This is a genomic window from Arthrobacter sp. BG3, assembly GCF_056680185.1.
On the sequence record NZ_CM155270.1, the window covers coordinates 2,572,707 to 2,592,542 of the forward strand.

Consider the following 19,836-nt stretch of genomic DNA (forward strand, 5'->3'; position numbering starts at 1 on the left):
ACCACTACTTTGAGTTTACAAGTCCCAGACTTTTACGAAACTTTTCGGAATTTTGCTTCACCCCATCAGCATCGGCAGCGCAGCCTTCCTCGTGAGGGTCAGGCTGCCGGCTCTCACAACCGGGCCTCAGCGCAGAACCCGGAGGACGAATGGAACCCCAGATGAAAAATCGTACGTTTCGCAGTGCCGCAATTGCCTTCTCCGCCGCCGCAGTATCGATCAGCCTGGCCGCATGCGGCTCCAGCGGCCCGGCAGGCGCTGCCGCAAGCGCAGACTCGGCCTCCATGTGGGGGCTGACCGGCGGCAACCAGCCCGTGCTGCAGAAGTCCGTTACTGACTGGAACTCCGCGCACCCGGATTCGACCATCAAGCTGGATTTCTTTGCGAACGACGCATACAAGACCAAGGTACGTACCGCCGTCGGCGCCGGCCAGGGCCCGACCTTCATCTACGGCTGGGGCGGCGGCGTTCTGAAGTCCTACGTCGACGCCGGACAGGTGGATGATCTCTCCGGGTACCTCAAGGACAACCCCGATGTCAAGGACCGCTACCTTCCGGCAGTACTCAAGAACGGCGTCATCGACGGCAAGACCTACGCCTTGCCCAACAACAACGTGCAGCCTGTAGTGCTGTACTTCAACAAGGATGTGTTCGCCAAGGTGGGCGCCGAGGCCCCCAAGACTTGGGACGAGCTGATGGCCCTGGTTCCGAAGTTCAAGGAAGCCGGCATCGCTCCGTTCTCGCTCGGCGGCCAGTCCAGGTGGCCGGACCTGATGTGGCTGGAGTACCTCGTGGAACGCATCGGCGGCCCAGAGGTCTTCGCCAATATTGCAGCCAACAAGCCAAACGCGTGGTCCGACCCCGCTGTCACCGAGTCGCTAACCAAGATCCAGCAGCTCGTGGATGCCGGCGGCTTCGCCAACGGCTTCTCGTCCATCGCGGCGGACAGCAACGCCGACCAGGCGCTGATGTACACCGGCAAGGCCGCCATGATCCTGCAGGGCGGCTGGATCTACCAGAGCATGAAGAAGGACGCAGCAGACTTCGTCAAGAGCGGCAAGCTCGGCTTCACCACCTTCCCCACGGTTTCCGGCGGCAAGGGAGACCCGGCCAACGTGGTGGGCAACCCCTCCAACTTCTGGTCCGTCTCCGCGAAGGCCACTGAGGGACAGAAGAAAGCCGCCCTCGAGTATGTGAAGAGCGGCATGTTTTCGGACAGCAACATCCAGGGCCTGATCGACTCGGGAGCCGTGCCGGTGGTCAAGGGCATCGAGAGCAAGCTCGCCGCGTCCCCGGACAAGGACTTCCTGTCCTATGTGTACGGCATGGCAAAGAACGCACCGAGCTTCACGCTTTCCTGGGACCAGGCCCTCAGCCCGGCGCAGGGTGATGCCATGCTGGCAAACCTCGACCAGATCTTCCTGAAGAAGATCACCCCGGCGCAGTTCGTCGACACGATGAACGCGACGATCGGAAAGTAATCCAGTGTCCACCACATCCGGTTCCTCCCGGCGGGCCCTCCAAACGGGCCCGTCGGGGTGGCTGGCCGCGCCAGCCCTTGCGTTCTTCGTGCTGTTCGCCATCATTCCGCTTTTCGGCGTCTTGTTCCTGAGCTTCACCTCCTGGGACGGCCTCGGCGAGATCAAGCTGGACGGTTTGTCCAGCTGGACAACAGTCCTGACGGACCCTGTCACAGGGAACGCACTGCTGGTCACGGCGAAGATCATGTTCTTCTCGTTCATCGTCCAGGCCCCGATCAGTCTTCTGCTGGGTGTCTTCACCGCGGCGGGCCAGAAATACCGTGCCGCATTGGCTGTCCTCTATTTCGTGCCGCTGCTGCTGTCCTCGGCCGCCGTCGCCATCGCGTTCAAAGCACTGCTGGACCCGAACTTCGGCCTGGGCGCCGGGCTTGGACTGCCGTTCCTGGCCCAGGACTGGCTGGGCGATTCGGACCTCGTGCTGTTCGTCGTGGTCTTCGTGATCGCCTGGCAGTTTGTCCCGTTCCACACGCTCATCTATCAAGGCGGTGTGCGCCAGATCCCCGCGGCGCTCTACGAGGCCGCGCAGATCGACGGTGCCGGGCGGGTCCAGCAGTTCTTCAACATCACGCTGCCCCAGATGAAATACACCATCATCACTTCCTCCACGCTCATGGTGGTCGGCTCGCTGGCGTACTTTGACCTCGTCTTTGTCCTCACCGGCGGCGGTCCCGGCTACGCCACCCGGCTGCTCCCGCTGCACATGTACCTCACCGGGTTCAAAGCCAACGACATGGGTGCCGCGAGTGCCCTCGGCGTCATGCTCGTCGTGATCGGTCTGGCGCTCGCCCTTCTGCTACAGAGACTGGGCGGAAAAAACCGCAACGCAAGCCAAATGGAAGGTGCCTGATGGCTTCCCTTACCCAGCTCCCCGTCCCGCCCTCGGCACCCGTCCGACCTGCCGTCGGCCCCCGTTCGCGGACCAGGGGGCCAGGACGGACCCGGCCCAATTTCCTCGCCGGCCTCGGCGGCTGGCTTTGGCTGGCCATCATCATCGTCCCGGTTTACTACGTGGTGGTGACGAGCCTGAAGAACCAGGCTGGCTTCTTCACTTCCAACCCGATGTTGCCGCCCACAGAACCCACCCTGGACAACTTCAAGCTGGTCCTGGAGAACGACTTCGCCAAGTACTTTGCCAACAGCCTCATCGTCACGGTGGGCAGCGTCATACCGGCGCTCCTGGTGTCCTTCATGGCCGCCTACGCGATCGTCCGCGGTAAGAGCAAGTTCCTCAACTGGACAAACAACCTGTTCCTGCTGGGCCTCGCGATCCCGCTGCACGCCACAATCATCCCCATCTACTGGATGATCACCCGTGCCCACCTGTATGACACCCTGCTTGCGCTGATCCTGCCCTCCATCGCTTTCGCCATCCCGATCTCCGTGCTGATCCTGTCCAACTTCATGCGGGACGTCCCTAACGAGCTCTTCGAATCAATGCGGCTGGATGGCTGCTCCGACTGGTCCATGATGTGGCACCTCGCGCTGCCCATGACCAAACCCGCCGTGGTGACCGTCGGCATCTACAACGCCCTCGGAGTATGGAACGGTTTCCTGTTCCCGCTGATCCTGACGCAGAGCCCGGAGACCCGGGTGCTGCCGCTGTCGCTGTGGACGTTCCAGGGCGAGTTCAGTGTCAACATCCCGGCCGTGCTGGCCGCCGTCGTGCTCGCGACGCTGCCGCTGCTGCTGGTCTATGTGGTCGCCCGGCGCCAGCTGCTCAGCGGCCTCACCGCCGGCTTCAGCAAGTAGCGTATCGAGCCGCGTGCCTTGGGCCGCGCAACCGATCTCAATCCATTTGGAAAGGATTACCGATGACTGACCCGACGACCCTGCGTGTGGGGATGGTGGGCTATGCGTTTATGGGGGCCGCCCATTCCCACGCGTGGCGGACCGCGCCGCGGTTCTTTGACCTGCCGCTGCGGCCTGAACTGACTGCGATCGCGGGCCGGAACGAGGAGGGCGTGCGGGCTGCCGCGCAGAAGATGGGGTGGGAGTCCGCCGAGACGGACTGGCGGCGCTTGATCGAGCGGGACGACATCGACCTGATCGACATCTGCACCCCGGGCAACACGCATGCCGAGATCGCCATCGCCGCGCTAGGGGCCGGCAAGCATGTCCTGTGCGAGAAGCCGCTGGCCAACTCGGTGGCCGAGGCCGAGCGGATGGCGGCGGCCGCGGACGCTGCGGCGGCCCGGGGAGTGTACTCGATGTGCGGCTTCAGCTACCGCCGCACCCCGGCGCTGGCCCTGGCCCGGCGGATGGTCGGCGAGGGCCGGCTCGGGCAGATCCGGCATGTCCGGGCCCAGTACCTGCAGGACTGGCTCAGCGATGCCGACGCGCCGCTGACCTGGCGGCTGGACAAGTCCAAGTCCGGCTCCGGCGCGCTCGGGGACATCGGCGCCCACAGCATCGACGCCGCCCAGTGGATCACCGGGCTCAACATCACCGGTGTTTCGGCCCTGCTGGAGACCTTCGTCGCCGAACGCCCCATTGCCGGAGACCTTGTGGGCCTCGGCGGGCACGGCGCCACCGGCGCCGACACCGTGCGGGGTCCTGTAAGCGTGGACGACGCCGCCATCTTCAGCGCACGCTTCGCCGGCAACGGCAACGGCACCGCCCCCGGATCCGGCAAGGGGTCCGCCGCAGGGCCGATCGGAGTGTTCGAGGCCACCCGCTTCGCCCTCGGCCGGAAGAACGCCATGCGCCTGGAAATTAACGGAACTGCCGGCTCGCTGGCCTTCGACTTCGAGGACATGAACGCACTTTCCGTCTACGACGCCGCCGACGGCTCCGACGCCGGCTTCCGCAAGATACTCGTCACCGAACCCCAACACCCCTACGCCGGGAACTGGTGGCCCACCGGCCACGGACTGGGCTACGAACACCTCTTCACCCACCAGGTGGTCGACCTCATCCACGCCATCGCCGGCAGCCAGCCCCCGGCACCATCCTTCGCCGACGCACTCCAGGTCCAAAAAGTCCTCGCCGCCGTCGAAGCCAGCGCCCACGCCGACAGCCGCTGGCACACCGTCTGAGAGGAAACACCATGACACGACCCATCACCCTCTTCACCGGCCAGTGGGCCGACCTGCCCTTCGAAGAGGTGGCGAGGCTCGCCGGCGAGTGGGGCTTCGACGGCCTGGAGATCGCCTGCTGGGGCGACCACCTGGACCCGCAGCGAGCCGTCGAGGACGACGCCTACGTCCAGAACCGGCTGGACATCCTGGACAAGCACCGGCTCAAGGTCCACGCAGTCGCCAACCATCTCACCGGACAGGCCGTCTGTGACGACCCGATCGACGAACGCCACGAAGGCATTCTTCCAGCCTCCGTGTGGGGCGACGGCGACGCTGAAGGGGTCCGCTCCCGTGCCGCCGAGGCCATGAAGACCACGGCACGTGCGGCCGCCAGACTTGGCGTCGACACCGTCACCGGCTTCACCGGATCCTCGATCTGGAAATGTGTCGCCATGTTCCCGCCCGCCTCGGACGCAATGATCGAACGCGGTTACCAGGACTTCGCCGACCGCTGGAACCCGATCCTCGACGTCTTCGACGAGGAAGGGGTCCGATTTGCCCTTGAGGTCCACCCGTCCGAAATCGCCTACGACTACTGGACCGCCAAACGCACCCTCGAGGCCATCGGGCACCGGGAGAACTTCGGCCTGAACTTCGACCCCTCGCACTTCATCTGGCAGGACTTGGACCCTGTCATGTTCCTGCAGGACTTCGCCGAGAAGATCTTCCACGTTCACGTCAAGGAGTCCGTCCGCCAGCTCAACGGCCGCAATGGCCGGCTCGGGTCCCACCTTCCCTGGGCCGACCCGCGCCGCGGGTGGGACTTCGTCACGGCCGGTCATGGCGACGTTAATTGGGAGCCGATTTTCCGAACCCTTAACGCCATTGGATATCAGGGACCCACCAGCATCGAATGGGAAGACGCCGGCATGGACCGTCTGGTCGGCGCGCCGCAGGCCCTCGCACTGGTCAAAGACCTAGCCACGATCACACCACCCGCGGCCGCGTTCGATGCGGCCTTCGCCGCCCGTTGAGCCGGGCACGGCCATCACAAACCAACAACAGAGGAACCCCATGACAATCAACCACAAAACCGCCCTCGTGGTGCGCGGCGGCTGGGACGGGCACCAGCCCGTCGAGGCCACCGAGGAATTCATCCCGCACCTGAAAGCCAACGGCTACCAGGTCCGGGTGGAGGAATCGCCCAAAATCTATGCCGACGCCGACTACATGGCCGGTGTGGACCTGATTATGCAATGCATGACCATGTCCACCATCGAGAAAGACGAATTTGAGGGCCTGCGCGCCGCCGTCGAAAACGGCACGGGCCTCGCCGGCTGGCACGGCGGCATCGCGGATTCCTACCGCGACACCTCGGACTACCTGCACCTGATCGGCGGCCAGTTTGCCTGCCACCCGGGCAAGCACCCGGATGAACGGACGGGCGGGCAGCCCGACAACTACGTCCCGCACAACGTCAACATGCTCCCGGCGGCAGCGGACCATCCCATCACTGCCGGCCTCGGTGACTTCGACCTGGTGACCGAACAGTACTGGGTCCTCGCCGACGACTACATTGACGTCCTGGCCACCACCACCCAAAAAGTCCGGGAATGGGACCCCTGGCACCGGGAAGTCACCTCTCCGGCGATCTGGACCCGGCAATGGGGCAAGGGCAAGATCTTCGTCTGCACCCCCGGGCACCGCGTCGAAATTCTCCAGGACACCAACGTCCGCACCATCATCGAAAGGGGCCTGCTGTGGGCAAGCCGGTAAACATTGGAATCATTGGCTGCGGAGCCATCATCGCCCAGTATCTGGCGAACTTCCGCCGTCTCGAGGACATCAACCTCGTCGCCGTCGCGGATTTGGACCCCGCCCGGGCGCAGGCGGTGGCCGACTCGTACGACGGCGTCCGCGCGCTCACGGTCGACGCGCTCCTGGCCGCCGACGACGTCGAGCTCGTCCTGAACCTGACCATTCCCGCAGCCCACGCCGAGATCGCCCTGCGCGCCATTGCCGCCGGCAAATCCGTCTACGGCGAGAAGCCCCTCGCGGCAACGGCGGCGGAGGCCCGGCAGGTGCTGGACGCCGCGCGGACAGCCGGCGTCGCGGTCGGCTGCGCCCCGGACACCGTGCTCGGCACCGGGATCCAGACCGCCCGGAAAGCGATCGACGACGGGCTCATCGGCAGACCCATCTCCGCGACCGCCACCATGGTCACTCCCGGTCACGAGCGCTGGCATCCGAACCCGGACTTCTACTACCAGCCCGGCGGCGGGCCGCTCCTGGACATGGGACCGTACTACGTCTCGGCGCTGGTCACCCTGCTGGGTCCGGTGGTCTCGGTGACCGGGGTTGCCAGCCACACCCGCGACGAGCGGACCATCGGCTCAGGCCCGCGCGAGGGCCAGATCGTGCCGGTGGCGATCGATACCCACGTTACCGGCGTCCTTGTCCACGCCTCGGGGGCCTTGTCCACGCTTCTGATGAGCTTCGACGCGGTGAAGACCAAGAGCGCCAACATCGAGGTCCACGGCGAGCACGGCTCCCTGGCGGTCCCGGACCCCAACCACTTCGCAGGCGACGTGCAGCTTTTCGTCCTCGGTGCGGATGACTGGGAAACCCTTCCCGTCTCCGCCGGCTACGAGGACTCGGGGCGGGGCTTCGGCATCGCAGACCTCGTCCGCACCCCTGCCGGCCAGGAGCCCAGGGCAGGAGGCGCCCTGGCCTTCCACGCCCTGGACGTGATGGAGTCCCTGCTGGAGTCGGCCCACACGGGCGCACCTGTCAGGATCGACAGCACAGCCGTGCGCCCCGCTCCGGTGGAGCTCGCCACCATTGCGGCGCCTGCCCTGGCGGCCACCTCGTAGCGCCCGCTTAGCGGAGCGGCCGCACGCCTCTCCTGTTGGAAGGCTCTCGGTGCAGGGACCGCGTCAGGGCAAGGCAACCGCGAAGGCTGCAGAACCCTTGCACAGGCAAGCGGACGACGGCGGGAGGTCCCGCCGTCGTCCGCTCAGTGCTGCCCCGCAACGGACTGCCAGTACGAGCTGGGTTCCTTAACCTGGTCCAGCGCGTTCAGAACGGCGAGACCGTGGTGATGGGTACTTCGATCAGGGTCGGGCCCTCGGAGGCGAGTGCCTTGGCGAAGCAGCCGCGCAGCGTCTCCAGCGAAGCGGCCCGCTCCGCGTCCACGCCGTACCCTGCGGCGAGCGAGACAAAGTCGATCCCGGGCACGTCGAGGCCGGGTGCGTCGAGGGCGTTGAGTTTGGCCGCGAAGCCGCGCAGGGCGCCGTACGTGCCGTTGTTCAGGATCACGAACACCACGGGGACCCCGTACTGCGCCGCCGTCCACAGGGCCGTGATGCCGTAGTTCGCTGAGCCGTCGCCGATGAAGGCCACGACGCGGCGGCCCGGTTCGGCGAGCTGGACTCCGACCGCGGCCGGCATCCCGAACCCGAGCCCGCCGGATGCCGGAAAGTAGTAGCTGCCGGGGTGGCGCATGTCCATCCGGTCCCAGAAGGCGCCGACCGTCGACGTCGTCTCGTTGACATAGATGGCGTCCTCGGGGGCGAGCTCGTTGATGAGCCCGAAGACGGCTTCCGGGGCCAGCCCGCTTCCTTCCTCCGGCCCCTGCACTGACAGCGGTGGGAGCTCCGGCCGCGCGCGCGCTGGCACCTGCACACCACGGGACTTCACCGCCGCGGCCAAACGGCGCAGTGCCGGACCGATCGAGGCCACCAGCGCGCGGCCCATCGGTGCGCGTGCCGCCTCTCCCGGATCGCAGCTGATCTGCAGCAGGGACGCACCCGCCGGAAGGTAGTTCCCGGGCTCGTGCTGGTGGTAGCGGAACACCGGGGCGCCGACCACCAGGATCAGGTCATGCCCGGCCAGCAGGCCGGTGATGCCCGCAACGGAGGCGGGCAGCACGCCACGGAACGCGGCGTGTGTGGTCGGGAAAGGGCAGCGGGGGGCGGACGGTGCCACCCACACCGGGGCGCCGAGACGCTCGGCGAGCGTGACGGCGTCGGAGTTCCCTCTGGCGGAGTCGACGTCGGGTCCCAGGACCAGTACCGGGTTCTCTGCCGCGTCAAGGGCGGCCACCAGGTCCGCGAGCTGGCCGTCGGAAAGCTCGCCGGCGTTTTCGACCGTTCGCGCGGCCAGGTGCTCCTCCGCCGGCCCCGTCTCCTGTGCCCAGTCGTCGTACGGGATGGACACGTAAACGGGACCGGAAGGCTCGAGGGCTGCGGTGTGGATGGCCTGGCCGATGGTGCGGACGACGTCGTGGGGCGAGGCCGGTTCAGCGCTCCACTTCACGAGCGGGCGGGGAAGTGAGGCGGCGTCCACGTTGGAAAGCATGACCTCCTGGCCGATCGTGGCGCGGACCTGCTGGCCGGCAGTGATCACCAGCGGAGTGTGCGAGTACCAGGCATTGGTGAGGGCACCCATGGCGTTGCCCGATCCCGAGGCGGCGTGCAGGTTCACCAGGGCAGGACGGCGGGTGGCCTGGGCATAGCCGTCCGCCATCCCGGCCACAACGCCCTCGTGGAGTCCCAGGACATAGCGGAAATCCTTCGGCATGGCCGCGAGAAACGGCAGCTCGTTGGAGCCGGGATTGCCAAAAATCGTGGTCAGTCCATGCTGGCGCAGGAGATCATATGTGGCGTCATTGACAGTGGTCATGGTGATACTTTCCTATCCGGAGCTGCTCGTTCTATAAAGCTAGGATGCGAACTTGCATGTCGACAAATAAATAAATCAGCCCTCTCCCATAGAAGATCTCTATGATGGACCGGGTGAGTCTCGACCTGAACCTGATCCGAGCTTTCCTGAGCATTTATGACCACCGATCGGTGACCCGCGCCGCGCAGGACCTGTCCCTGACGCAGCCCACTGTCAGCCATGCCCTCGGCAGGCTGCGGCGGGCCCTGAACGATCCGCTGTTCGTCCGCGGCCCGGCCGGGTACGAGCCGACTGTGCGAGCCTCGGAGTTGGTTGCCGTGTTCCGCAAGGCCGTGCTCGCCGTCGACGACGCCGTGGACGCGGACAATGTCTTTGATCCCTCCCGCACCAGCAGGACATTCCGCCTGTGCCTGACTGACATCGGCGAGAATGCCTTCCTGCCGCGGATCATGAAGCAGCTGGCGGTTCGGGCCCCCGGAGCTAGTCTTGAAGTGGTGCCGATGCAGATTTCCCAGGTCCGGACCTGGCTTGCCCACGGCGAGATCGACGGCGCCATCGCGAGCGTTCCGCTGGAGGTGTCCGGCCGCCGCACCATCGTGGCCGACGAGCGCTACGTTTGTGTGCTGCCATAGGGTGCGGCGGTTCCTGGGCCGCGAATCGGCTGGGAGGAGTTCCTGGCCCTGAAGCACGTGGCGATGGACCCCGCCGCAGGCCACGACCAGGTGGAACAGGCCATCCGGGCGCAGCAGGTGGAACGGGTCATTGCATTGCGTGTTCCGCACTTCACCGCGCTGGCCGAGGTGGTGGTGGGCTGCGACATGATTGCAATCCTGCCGCGGCAGATGGCAACCAGGATGGCGGAGCGGTGGCCCGTTGCCATCCGTGAGTTGCCGTTCGACATGCCTCAGTTCGAGGTGACCCTCTACTGGGATGCCACCGTCTCCTCCACCGGCGCCGCGGCCTGGTTCCTGGATCTCGTGGCCGGGGCGCTGGGAGAGGCGAACGGATAAGGCAGCCCGGACCCGCTTCGCGGGGCCGGGCGCCGAACCGTAGCGCAAGGAGTTGTCCGGAGTCTGGCTGATGGACTCAGACGATTCCCGCTGGCTTGCTGGTCCCAAGGGAGGGTTCATCCGGAACGAACTGCGCTCCACGCTTGACCTTCGGGATGACCGCCACGGCCGCGACCCCAAGCAACGCCGCTGCCGCGAAGACATAGAAACTGAAGGGATACGCGATGCCGGCAACCACCAGCAGGCCGGTGACCCATGGACCCGCGATCGCACCGAGGCGACCGACGGCGGAGACAAAGCCCATGCCGGAGGCGACGATATGGCGGGGGTACAGGTAGCCGACGAAGCCGTAGACGAGCACCTGGGCGCAGAAGACAAAGAATCCGGTGACGAATACGACGCCATTGAGCACGAGCTGGTTTTCCATCTTGATGCTCAGCACGGCCAGCAGCACGGCGGCGGCGGCGAACCAGAACATCGTCGTGCCCTTGACGCCGCGGAGGTCCGCGACCCGGCCCCCGACCAGCAGGCCAGCGATTGCGCCGACATTCAGGACCAGTAGCAGGCCTAGGGAGTCGGCGACGTTGTAGCCGGCACCCCGCATCAGTTGCGGCAGCCAGGTGTTCAGGCCGTAAACCAGCATGAGGCCCATGAAGGCTGCAACCCAGAGTCCCAGGGTGATGCGCAGGTACGGCCGACGGAGCAGGCCGCCGATGCGGACCTTGTGCGCGGGTGCCCCGGCAGTCTTCGAGGCTGCGGCGACGGGTGCTGTTTCCGGCAGCTTTGCCCACATGAGGGGGATTGCAAGCAGGCCGAGAAGGCCGCCTGCGTAGAAGAGCCACTCCCACTGGCGACCAACCAGCAGTGCGAGCAGCGACGCGGCCACGGCGCCGACGTGGTAACCGGTCATGGTCAGGGTGCTCGAGTGCGCCTTGCCATTCTTGGAGGCCGCTTCCTGCATGGCGGTTACGGCTACGGGCATGCAGCCGCCCAGCCCGAGACCGGCCAGAAGCCGGAGGATGCCCATCATGGCCACATTTGGCATCAGGGGGAACAACAAGGTGAAGACAGAGAACACGGCCACGCAGACAAGCAGGGGCAACCGCCGTCCGAAGCGGTCCGAGATTGGACCGATCAGGGCAGCGCCGATCCCGACGCCGACGAGGGAGATTGTGGCGACGTAGGTGGCGCCGGCCGGGTCAATGCCCGCGTGCTTGGTATCTAACAGGGTGGGAATGGAGGCGCCCAGGGCAACGAGGTCGAAACCCTCGAAGACGACAGTGAGCCAACAGAGAATGACGACCCATTTTCGCTGAGTTTGCATGGTGCGAACGTCCTTGGTCTACACGGCCGGACGAGAGTTTGCCCGGCCAAGATCTGCTGAAAAGATCTCTTACCCCTAGTCTGATGAGACCTGCGCCACAAGTCCAATAGATATAGATTGCCTTCTTCATAGATGAGCTCTATTGCCACATGCCTTTCACCCGGCCCATATCGGCGTAGTCTGCCCGGGCTAGTGGCGGGCGCGCTTCGGCCGAAAGCGCGGAGCGGGCGGGTGTCTGCGGCTCAGGCCCCGGGCCGGAGCGGGAGTGACCGGCACCTGGCCGCCGGGCTCCGGTCCCGCTGCGGCAGAAGCACGTCCGTAGCGGGCGGCCAGCGGGGCGGCGCTGAACCCATGGGCCAGGACGCTGAGCAGGACGGTGGCCGTGATGAGGGCCACCGCGTCATCGGACACGGCCCCCAGGGTTTCCAGCGCCAGCAGCGCGAACACAAGCGAGGCAAGGCCGCGCGGACCGAACCAGCCCACAAACAGGACGGTGGACCGGCCCAGGCCGGCACCAACCGAGGCCAGTGCCACCGGCAGCATGCGAACCACCGTGAGGCTGAGCACGGCGTATACGAGAGTCAGGGGGACAAAATGCGCCAGCATCGTCGGAATGGCTATGGCCCCGAAGGCCAGCCACACGAGCAGTGAAACCAGTCCGCCCATCTGCTCGACGAAGACCAGTTCGGCCGGCCCCCGCCGGCCGGCGCACGTGCCGAACGCCAGTCCGCCGCAGAAGGCGGCCACGAACCCGTTGCCGCCCACGGCGAGCGAAGCGGTGTAGGCGAACAGGCTCAGGGCGAGGACTCCGATGCCGGCGAAGTCCTCGAGCGCGGTCCCGCGCCGGCGGGCCAGCTGCAGCAGCCACCCGCCCAGGGCGCCGGCCGCTGCGCCGACACCGGCGCCGATCAACAGCTCGACGGCCGCGCTGCCGGGGGCCGCGGCGCTCTCCAGGCCTGCCGCGGCGGCCGCACCGGCGATCGCGACCATCACGACCGGGGTGGCGATGCCGTCGTTGAGGCCGCTCTCGACAGTGATCAGCTGGCGGATCCGCGACGGCACCGCCGGGTTCGTCACCACGGGGACTCCGAGGGCGGCGTCGGTGGGGGCCAGCGCCGCGCCGACCAGGAGGGCCAGCCAGAGCCCGAGCTGAGGGAAGAACCAGACGGCCAGCACCCACCCGAAAACGATCGTCAGCGGCAGGCCGACCCCCAGCAGCCGCACGTAGCGGCCAACATCCCGGCGCAGCTGCTGGAGCGGCAGGCGGGCGGCATCGGAGAAGAGCACCCAGACCAGGGTGAGCTCGACCATCGGCGTCAGGCCTGCCGGTGGCGCGGAGCTGTTGACCAGGCCGGACCAGGCCAGGGCTGCGCCGAGAGCAGTAAATACAATAGGTGCGGTCAGGTCCGCCTGTTGCAGCCGTGCCGAAACGAGTGCCCATGCGAACAGGGCCGCCGTGATGATGGCCAGCACCGTCACTTCCATGACGGATCCGTACCCGGTTCCGTGCCCGTGCCCGATTCCCCTTCGGTGGCAGCGCTGGCGGTGTGGTCCCAGGCGCGCAGGCGCCTCAGCAGGCTGCTTTTCTTCTGCGTGTGGTCCTGCATCCGGCCCAGGATGTCCGAGAGCATGCTGATGGCCTCATTGATGAAGGGCCCCTTGTTGAGCATGACGCACTCGGCGCGCTGGGCCATGGCGGCGTCGGTCACTTCGGCCCGGGACGGCATACCCGTCCGGGCGAGCGTGTCCAACACCTGAGTGGCCCAGATGACGGGGACATGGGCTGCCTCGCAAAGCCACAGGATTTCCTCTTGGACCTCCGCGAGTCGTTCGAAGCCCGCTTCAACGGCCAGGTCGCCGCGCGCGATCATGACACCGACGTCGGCCCACTTCATGAGTTCAAGGAGGATGTCGGGCAGGGCCTGGAAGGCCGCCACGGTTTCGATCTTGAGCAGAACGTCAAGGTTCCGGTCCCGCTCCGGATCGAGGTGGACGAGGAGTTCCCGCACATCTGAGGAGGTCCGGACGAAGGACATACTGACGATGTCGGCCAGACCCCGGACCTGCTCCAGATCCGCGGCGTCCTGCTCGGTCAGGGCTGAGACCCTGAGTCGCGAGTCTGGAAGGTTGATGCCTTTTTCTGCGCGAAGCCTAGTGCCCTGCGGGGCCGTGGAGGTGATCCTGGCCGTGAGCTCTCCCGGCCCGGCGGCGGTGATCACCCCGCCGATCCTGCCGTCGTCGAACCAGATCCGTTCCCCGGCGCGGGCGTCTGCAAGCACGCTGGCGAGGGTGCATCCGATGCGGTGTTTGCCCGCCGAGGTACTGTCCGCGGGATCAAGATTGCTGCTCAGGACCAGGCTGTCGCCTCGACGGATGAGCAGGCTCTCCGCCAGGGCCGGGAGGGCGCCAACCTTGGCGGTGGGCCGCCCCTGGCCGTGGCCATTCTTGCCGGTGTCCGGGTCCGGGACCGCGGTGAGTTTGGTGCCGGGCGTGAAATAGACGGTCTTGTCCAGTGCCACCAGGCACCCGTCCTCGGACGTCTGCTCGACGGCCAGGGTGCGGCGGGCCCCGCGGGCATCCTCCAGCCGGATCTTCTGGCCCTTCCGCCGTGAGCCGGCCCAGGCGTTGTCCTCCAGCGGAATAACCGGCAACGCCGGGCCGGGTGCTGTTGCGGGTGCGGTGCCGAGCCACACACGCCCCGGTTCCAGGACCGTGCCCGTTTTGCTGCGCACCGGTTTGACCCGGAGGACCCGGGGGCCAGGACGGACCGGGCCGGTCCGCAGCTTGGGACCGGCGAGATCCATGGCGATGAGGCAGCGTTTCCCGGTGGCCTCCTCTGCGGCGCGGATATGGCCCACCATGTCCCGCCACGCCGGTGGGCCGTCGTGGGCGCAGTTAATGCGGGCCAGGTCCATGCCGCGCTCAATCATGCCGCGGACGAGGGACGAGTCTGTCGCCGCCTCGCTTGGCAGCGTGACCATGATGCGCGCGGAACGGTCTTCGGGTTTGGGCCCGAGGAGGTTGACGGCATTCCGGGCGAGCAGCCGGTCGCCGTTCCGGAAACCGGCGGGCACGGCGGTGGGCCCGCCGTCAGGGGCGACCAGTCGGGTCAGGGTCCAGATCAGCGTATCGATACTGGGCAGTACATGGGGTTCTGTGCGTCCGAGCGAGGACAGCCCGTACCTCGAGAGACGGGATTGGAGATCCCTGATGTCATGGCGGCGCAGCTCGGCGTAGTGGACGAGGTTGCGGGCACTCTCGCGGTGGCGGGGCCGTACGTCCGCGATCCTGCCGCTGCTGCGCGTTTCGGCGTGCTTGACGCTGCGCCGGAGCCTGATGACTTCTTCAAGCAGTGCGCGCAGTTCCTCGATCTCCGCATTGGACACGTGCATTTACTCCCGTGGCTCGGGATGTCGTTCCACATCGAGGGCGTCGGAACTGGCCATGCCTAATTTTAGGCGGGGCGGGACTGCGTGGGCCCGTGCCCAAAGTCCCTAAGGGGTTCCTACACGACGACGACGGCGGGAAGTCCCGCCGTCGTCGTGGTGTTGCGTCGCCGTTGTGGTGCTAGGCGGAGACCGACTCGAGGTTTGCTGCGCCGTGGTTCAGGCTGAGCGTGAACGTGTTCGGGCCGCTGGCATGGACCGCGATGTTGCTCTTGGGGGTGTTGTGCCGCACCGAGAGGTCGTGGATCAGGGCGTCCAGCTCGTGGTGCATGCTGGAGCGGTCCCAGAGCTTGTGGGTGACAGAGGTGGCAGTTTCAAACGTCATTGTTCAGGCTTCCATTCATGATTCCGGAGGTCCGGCTGCCGCACCGATGCGGAGCCGCCGTAGGCCAACCAGGAACGCCTGAGACCGTGGCAGGCTCTGCGAGCTCACCGGTATGGCCTCATTGCGTCCACCAGGATGGGTAAATCTTTGCCTCTGGCCCGTCGCGCGCACGATTGTCGTGCGGAATGGTCAGGGCTGCTATGGAGGGACTTTGAGGTCCGCACCTTGCCTTTTCATGATGCACAGCGCCGGGCCGGCGGCTCAAGCCAGATGGCGATTATTGCAGGTGAGACTCATCACAGCCGAGGCAGGTGCGGGGAGGGGGACCGGGAACACCGGGAACTACGTCCTTGTTATTAATCACAGGACGAAAATGAGCAACCGACACACAGCCCTGATAATCCCGGCCCGGATCAGCGAACCCGTCCGGATCGAAACCATTGAACCCGGCCTGCGCGCCCTGCAGGACCTGGTCGGCGGAGACATCGAAACTGTCACCCGCGGTGACTGGCATGTCTATCTCAATGCTGAAGGCGTGATCCGCAACCTTCCGCTGAACCTGCGCGCCGCCCAGCTGATGTACGACTGCGGCCTGGATCTTTCAGGCGTGGCACGGGGCACCGCAGTGTTCCTCGGCCACGGCAGTCACGGCGAGGAGGCGGACGTCCCCGGTCACCTGATCCGGCTCGCGGAAGAATTCTTTGACACGAGGCTGGTGGCCTAGCGGGCCTTAACCACGCGTGGAGATTCCGCTCAGGGTGTCGATGTAGTCCAGCGTTTTGGGGCTGACGTGCCGCACATCCGCCAGGGCCTCCCGGAAAGCGGTTCTGGTGGCGGGGTCACTGAGCGCGCCTCGGAGTTCCGTCATCGTCTCGATGCCCTGACGCTCGAACACGTACGTGATGTCCGCTACCTGGGCAAGACGGCCGGGGGAGGGCCAGTCGATGACTTCCGAGAGCTTCCCGGTATCGAGGTGCTGGCGGAACCCGCTGGTCGTGGCGGCATCCGGCCACGCCGCAATGAGAGCCTCCACGCGCGGCTTGACGGTCTCGTGGTAGTTCTGCCGGCGCTGCAACGTGGCATCGACAATGACGGCCCCGATGTGGTCCCAGCCCCGGCTGTCTTCGGCCGGGATGTCTGGGCCGTGCGAGTCGCTAAAGGCCGGAAGGTTGGCATCATCATAGTCGGTAGTCATAAGAGAATACTTCCATGGGCCGGTGATGAGCGTGTGGCTGCGCCAGCCGAGATCTCCCCGGGGCAGGCCACGGGGCAGTGCAATGAAAGCCGGCGTGGGGCTGTTAGGGTTGCCCAAGACCGAGCAGCCGCTCATCGACAAGGGCAAACCGGGTGCGAATCCGCGACGCAAAGCTACGGGACCCTCGCGGTCGGCCGGGCCGCCGATCAACAAGGACCTCACTTTGGTTTCGACTTCGCCTGCCCACAGCCATCCTCAGGTCCGGTCCGGTGATGGATCCCGCCAGCGGCGCCTCCGGCTACGACGCCGGACCGCGGTGGGGACCGCCATGGGGGCCTCGGCCCTGCTTGCGATGGCACTGGTGGGACAGTCCCCGGCTTACGCCGCTGACGCCCCGGTGGGTCTGGGAACGGCCGCCGCGTTCTCCGTTCTGGGCGGAATGACGGTTACGAACACCGGATCCACGAATCTGGCCGGAAACCTCGGGGTGAACCCCGGGAGCGCGATCACGGGCTTCCCGCCGGGCCAAGTGGACGGTGCCATCCACGAGGGCGACGCGCAGGCCCTTCAGGCCCGGTCGGACCTGACCACCGCCTACGACGACGCAGCAGGCCGGCCCATGACCTCCCTCGTGGCCGGTGACCTGGTCGATAAAACCCTGTCCCCGGGCGTCTACAAATCCTCCGGCCCGCTGTTAGTCAGCGGGGCGCTGACCCTGGACGGACAGGGGGACCCGAACTCGGTGTTCATCTTCCAGGTCGCTTCAACCCTGACGACTGCCTCGGCAAGCAACATCGTGCTGACCAACAGCGCCCAGGCCTGCAACGTTTACTGGCAGGTCGGTGACTCCGCAACCCTCGGTACCGCTTCAAAGTTCAGCGGCAACATTCTGGCCCTGACTTCAATCTCGGTTACTACCCGCGCAAAGGTCCAGGGCCGGGCGCTGGCACGGAACGGCCAGGTATCGCTCGACGACAACGAATTCACCATGCCCGGCTGCGCCACAGCTTCGCCCTCGTCCACACCAACCGCCACAGCATCGGCGTCCCCCTCCGCAGCCCCGGCAATTTCGGTGTCGCCCTCGGCCGCCGCCGGGCCAATAAGCGCAGGCCCGGCCCCAAGGACGGGCCGCGGTGTGAACATTGATACCGCCGCAGAAACCCATGACTCAACCGCCGGGACCGCGCTCGGCGCGGCCGCTGCGGCGGGGCTGGTCGGGGTGTGGATGCTGACCGGGGGAAGGCGCCTGTTCCGACGGAACAAGTGACGCCGGACGGGCGGAAGCTCGTGCGGGCACCCAAGGCGGCCACGGGAGCGTCTTCCGGTGGATGACCCGACGGGGTCCGACGGTGCGCGCCACATGGCCTCCGTCCGCCGCCGCCCCCGAACCCGGACGATCTTCGGCGGGGCCTTGGTGGCCGCTGCGCTGGCCGCTGTGGTCGGCCTATCGGCAGCGCCGGGGTCGCCGCCGCCAGCTGCGGGACCCGGCCCGGTGACGGCACCGCTTGCACCCAGCGACGCCCCGGCAAGTGCGACGGCGTCCACTCCGGCACCCCACGGGTCGCCGCCGCTGCACATCACGTACCCGGTCATCGGCATGGACCAGGACGTGCTGCCCCTGACGCCCCAGGACCAGGGGCCGGAGGCGACCATCGTTCCCCCGATGACGGCAGACGCGTACTGGCTCACCCCTTACGGCAGCCCGGGTTCCACGGACACCACGTACATCATCGGCCACAGCTGGGAAGGCCGCGACTCAGCGTTCAACCACCTGAGCAGCCGGGCAAAGCCTGGAAACCAGCTCACCGTCACGACAGCAAACGGACCGGCAACCTACACCGTCAAGACGATAGCCACCGAAGACAAGAACACGCTCAGAGACAGCCCAATCTGGGACAGGGTCCCCAACCGGCTCATTCTGGTCAGCTGCTACACCGCCGACCTGCGGGGAACCAACATCGTCATCACCGCTGATCTGGAGCCGGTCCCTTAACGGGGTCGGTTCTCCCAAAGGCCTTTCTTTCGGTGCGGGCGCGAATGTATCTTCAGTTACATGGGAGCGCCGCTGTCCGGTTGAGGAGAGAACAGTGGAACAGGACCGAAGCCATCACCGCACCGGGACGGGCGACTCCGTAGCGTTCGGTTAGGGTGCGGGATCCCGGTGAGCGGTTTTGTAGACAACATCCTGAACGTCAGCCCTTTGCTGGCCCTGGTGATCGTGGGCTTGTTGGTCTTCGCCGAGGATGCCCTCTTCGTCGGGTTCATCATTCCCGGCGAGACCGCAGCGGTCCTCGGCGGTGTCGTGGCCAGCCGGGGCAACGTGCCCGTCTGGTCCATGATGCTCCTCGTTGTACTCGCCGCGGTCACCGGGGACACGGTCGGGTACGCAGTCGGCAAGCACCTCGGACCCAGGTTCTTGAATCTGAAGGTTATGAACAGGCGCAGGGCCAAACTCCGGAAGGCTCAGGACTTCCTGCGCCGCCGCGGCGGATTGGCCGTATTTCTGGGGCGGTTTGTCGCATTCTTCCGGGCCGTCATGCCCGCCCTCGCGGGGACCTCCCGTATGCACTACCCGACTTTTCTGGCCTTCAACGTCGCAGGCGGCCTGGTGTGGGGGGCAGGATGCGTTCTTCTGGGATTCCTTGCCGGTAATTCCTATGAAGCGGTAGTCAAGGCCGTGGGGCAGGACATCACCGCCGCCGTCGCCGCCGCCGTAGTGATCGCCTTGATCGTCTGGAAAATCCGCAAATCCCGCGACGAACGCGTGGCTGGCGGCGCATCTGGTTCCGGACCCACGGCCGGCAGAGCGGAACCGTAAACATCGACCGGCCGCTGAAGAATCTGAACGCACCGGCACCGGCACTCCATGACAGACTTTCTGCCATGGAGCCAATGGATTGTCTGGTCATCTACGTCCCTACCGAAGCGGCGGAAGCAGTCCGGCGGGCCGTTGGCGACGCCGGGGCGGGCAGGCTGGGCAACTACTCGCACTGCTCGTTCAGCGTCGAGGGCACCGGGCGCTTCACCCCGCTGCCGGGCGCGAACCCGGCCATCGGCACGGTCGGTTCCCCCGCGGAGGTGCCGGAGACCCGGATCGAGGCAATCTACCCGCGCTCCCGGCGCACGGCCGTCGTTGACGCCGCACTGTCCGCGCACCCGTACGAGACGCCGGCGTTCATGACCTTCCCGGTCGACGCCGGCCTGCCGGGCGGCACCGGTTCCGCGGACCCGAAGCGCTGTTAGCGCGGTGAGCCCTGGTCCGCAGGCACCCTGGTCCCAAGGTCCCCGGGTCCCT

The 19,836-nt window shown here is 66.5% G+C and carries 18 protein-coding genes, 1 pseudogene and 1 riboswitch; of the genes and pseudogenes, 13 read left to right on the forward strand and 6 right to left on the reverse strand.

Features of this window, described 5'->3' with window-relative positions:
• The first annotated feature begins 161 nt into the window (after positions 1–161).
• The 7 genes from AC1MFL_RS11485 to AC1MFL_RS11515 all read left to right on the forward strand — a co-directional run bounded on the left by AC1MFL_RS11485 (position 162) and on the right by AC1MFL_RS11515 (position 7,431).
• Positions 162–1,481, forward strand: coding sequence for an extracellular solute-binding protein (locus AC1MFL_RS11485; protein ID WP_479809846.1), 1,320 nt, complete (start codon positions 162–164; stop codon positions 1,479–1,481).
• A 4-nt stretch (positions 1,482–1,485) separates the two neighbouring features.
• Complete coding sequence (locus AC1MFL_RS11490) at positions 1,486–2,388, forward strand: carbohydrate ABC transporter permease (RefSeq protein ID WP_479809848.1); 903 nt, start codon at positions 1,486–1,488, stop codon at positions 2,386–2,388.
• Positions 2,388–3,290 (forward strand): carbohydrate ABC transporter permease, encoded by a 903-nt coding sequence (locus tag AC1MFL_RS11495; protein WP_479809850.1) that lies wholly within the window; start codon positions 2,388–2,390, stop codon positions 3,288–3,290. Before AC1MFL_RS11490 ends, AC1MFL_RS11495 begins: the two co-directional genes overlap by 1 nt.
• 62 nt (positions 3,291–3,352) lie before the next feature.
• Positions 3,353–4,576: a Gfo/Idh/MocA family protein gene (locus tag AC1MFL_RS11500; RefSeq protein WP_479809852.1), complete on the forward strand. Its 1,224-nt coding sequence runs from the start codon at positions 3,353–3,355 to the stop codon at positions 4,574–4,576.
• Between the two features lie 11 nt (positions 4,577–4,587).
• Positions 4,588–5,592, forward strand: a complete 1,005-nt coding sequence (locus AC1MFL_RS11505; RefSeq protein WP_479809854.1) for a sugar phosphate isomerase/epimerase family protein — start codon at positions 4,588–4,590, stop codon at positions 5,590–5,592.
• A gap of 40 nt (positions 5,593–5,632) precedes the next feature.
• Positions 5,633–6,334 carry a ThuA domain-containing protein gene (locus AC1MFL_RS11510; protein ID WP_479809856.1) on the forward strand — a complete coding sequence of 234 codons (702 nt, stop codon included), beginning with the start codon at positions 5,633–5,635 and terminating at the stop codon, positions 6,332–6,334.
• Positions 6,319–7,431, forward strand: a complete 1,113-nt coding sequence (locus AC1MFL_RS11515; protein ID WP_479809858.1) for a Gfo/Idh/MocA family protein — start codon at positions 6,319–6,321, stop codon at positions 7,429–7,431. The genes AC1MFL_RS11510 and AC1MFL_RS11515 overlap by 16 nt, the downstream gene beginning before the upstream one ends.
• Positions 7,432–7,636: 205 nt before the next feature.
• Here AC1MFL_RS11515 and mdlC read toward each other — a convergent pair whose 3' ends face one another.
• Positions 7,637–9,241: a benzoylformate decarboxylase gene (gene mdlC / locus AC1MFL_RS11520; protein WP_479809860.1), complete on the reverse strand. Its 1,605-nt coding sequence runs from the start codon at positions 9,239–9,241 to the stop codon at positions 7,637–7,639.
• Between the two features lie 113 nt (positions 9,242–9,354).
• Here mdlC and AC1MFL_RS11525 point away from each other — a divergent pair.
• Positions 9,355–10,251 (forward strand): annotated as a pseudogene (locus AC1MFL_RS11525) (LysR family transcriptional regulator).
• Between the two features lie 76 nt (positions 10,252–10,327).
• Here AC1MFL_RS11525 and AC1MFL_RS11530 read toward each other — a convergent pair.
• From AC1MFL_RS11530 to AC1MFL_RS11545, 4 genes are all read right to left on the reverse strand, one after another.
• Complete coding sequence (locus AC1MFL_RS11530) at positions 10,328–11,575, reverse strand: MFS transporter (protein WP_479809862.1); 1,248 nt, start codon at positions 11,573–11,575, stop codon at positions 10,328–10,330.
• A 189-nt stretch (positions 11,576–11,764) separates the two neighbouring features.
• On the reverse strand, positions 11,765–13,060 hold the full coding sequence (locus AC1MFL_RS11535) for a cation:proton antiporter domain-containing protein (protein WP_479809864.1): 1,296 nt from the start codon (positions 13,058–13,060) through the stop codon (positions 11,765–11,767).
• On the reverse strand, positions 13,051–14,967 hold the full coding sequence (locus tag AC1MFL_RS11540) for a pyruvate kinase (protein WP_479809866.1): 1,917 nt from the start codon (positions 14,965–14,967) through the stop codon (positions 13,051–13,053). Before AC1MFL_RS11540 ends, AC1MFL_RS11535 begins: the two co-directional genes overlap by 10 nt.
• Positions 14,968–15,142: 175 nt before the next feature.
• Positions 15,143–15,346: a hypothetical protein gene (locus AC1MFL_RS11545; RefSeq protein ID WP_226758765.1), complete on the reverse strand. Its 204-nt coding sequence runs from the start codon at positions 15,344–15,346 to the stop codon at positions 15,143–15,145.
• Between the two features lie 373 nt (positions 15,347–15,719).
• Here AC1MFL_RS11545 and AC1MFL_RS11550 point away from each other — a divergent pair, with 373 nt between their 5' ends.
• Positions 15,720–16,070 (forward strand): DUF3846 domain-containing protein, encoded by a 351-nt coding sequence (locus AC1MFL_RS11550; protein WP_479809868.1) that lies wholly within the window; start codon positions 15,720–15,722, stop codon positions 16,068–16,070.
• Positions 16,071–16,076: 6 nt separating this feature from the next.
• Here AC1MFL_RS11550 and AC1MFL_RS11555 read toward each other — a convergent pair whose 3' ends face one another.
• Positions 16,077–16,541 carry a hypothetical protein gene (locus tag AC1MFL_RS11555; protein ID WP_479809870.1) on the reverse strand — a complete coding sequence of 155 codons (465 nt, stop codon included), beginning with the start codon at positions 16,539–16,541 and terminating at the stop codon, positions 16,077–16,079.
• Between the two features lie 132 nt (positions 16,542–16,673).
• Positions 16,674–16,748: riboswitch (cyclic di-GMP riboswitch) on the forward strand.
• A 121-nt stretch (positions 16,749–16,869) separates the two neighbouring features.
• On the opposite strand from AC1MFL_RS11555, the gene AC1MFL_RS11560 reads away from it, so the two are divergent.
• The 4 genes from AC1MFL_RS11560 to AC1MFL_RS11575 all read left to right on the forward strand — a co-directional run bounded on the left by AC1MFL_RS11560 (position 16,870) and on the right by AC1MFL_RS11575 (position 19,784).
• Positions 16,870–17,808, forward strand: a complete 939-nt coding sequence (locus AC1MFL_RS11560; protein ID WP_479809872.1) for an ice-binding family protein — start codon at positions 16,870–16,872, stop codon at positions 17,806–17,808.
• A 225-nt stretch (positions 17,809–18,033) separates the two neighbouring features.
• On the forward strand, positions 18,034–18,534 hold the full coding sequence (locus AC1MFL_RS11565; RefSeq protein WP_479809874.1) for a class F sortase: 501 nt from the start codon (positions 18,034–18,036) through the stop codon (positions 18,532–18,534).
• Positions 18,535–18,702: 168 nt separating this feature from the next.
• The gene (locus tag AC1MFL_RS11570) at positions 18,703–19,359 is read left to right on the forward strand and encodes a DedA family protein (RefSeq protein ID WP_479809876.1); all 657 of its coding nucleotides are present in this window, start codon (positions 18,703–18,705) and stop codon (positions 19,357–19,359) included.
• Between the two features lie 65 nt (positions 19,360–19,424).
• Positions 19,425–19,784 (forward strand): hypothetical protein, encoded by a 360-nt coding sequence (locus tag AC1MFL_RS11575; RefSeq protein ID WP_479809878.1) that lies wholly within the window; start codon positions 19,425–19,427, stop codon positions 19,782–19,784.
• Positions 19,785–19,836: the final 52 nt, after the last annotated feature.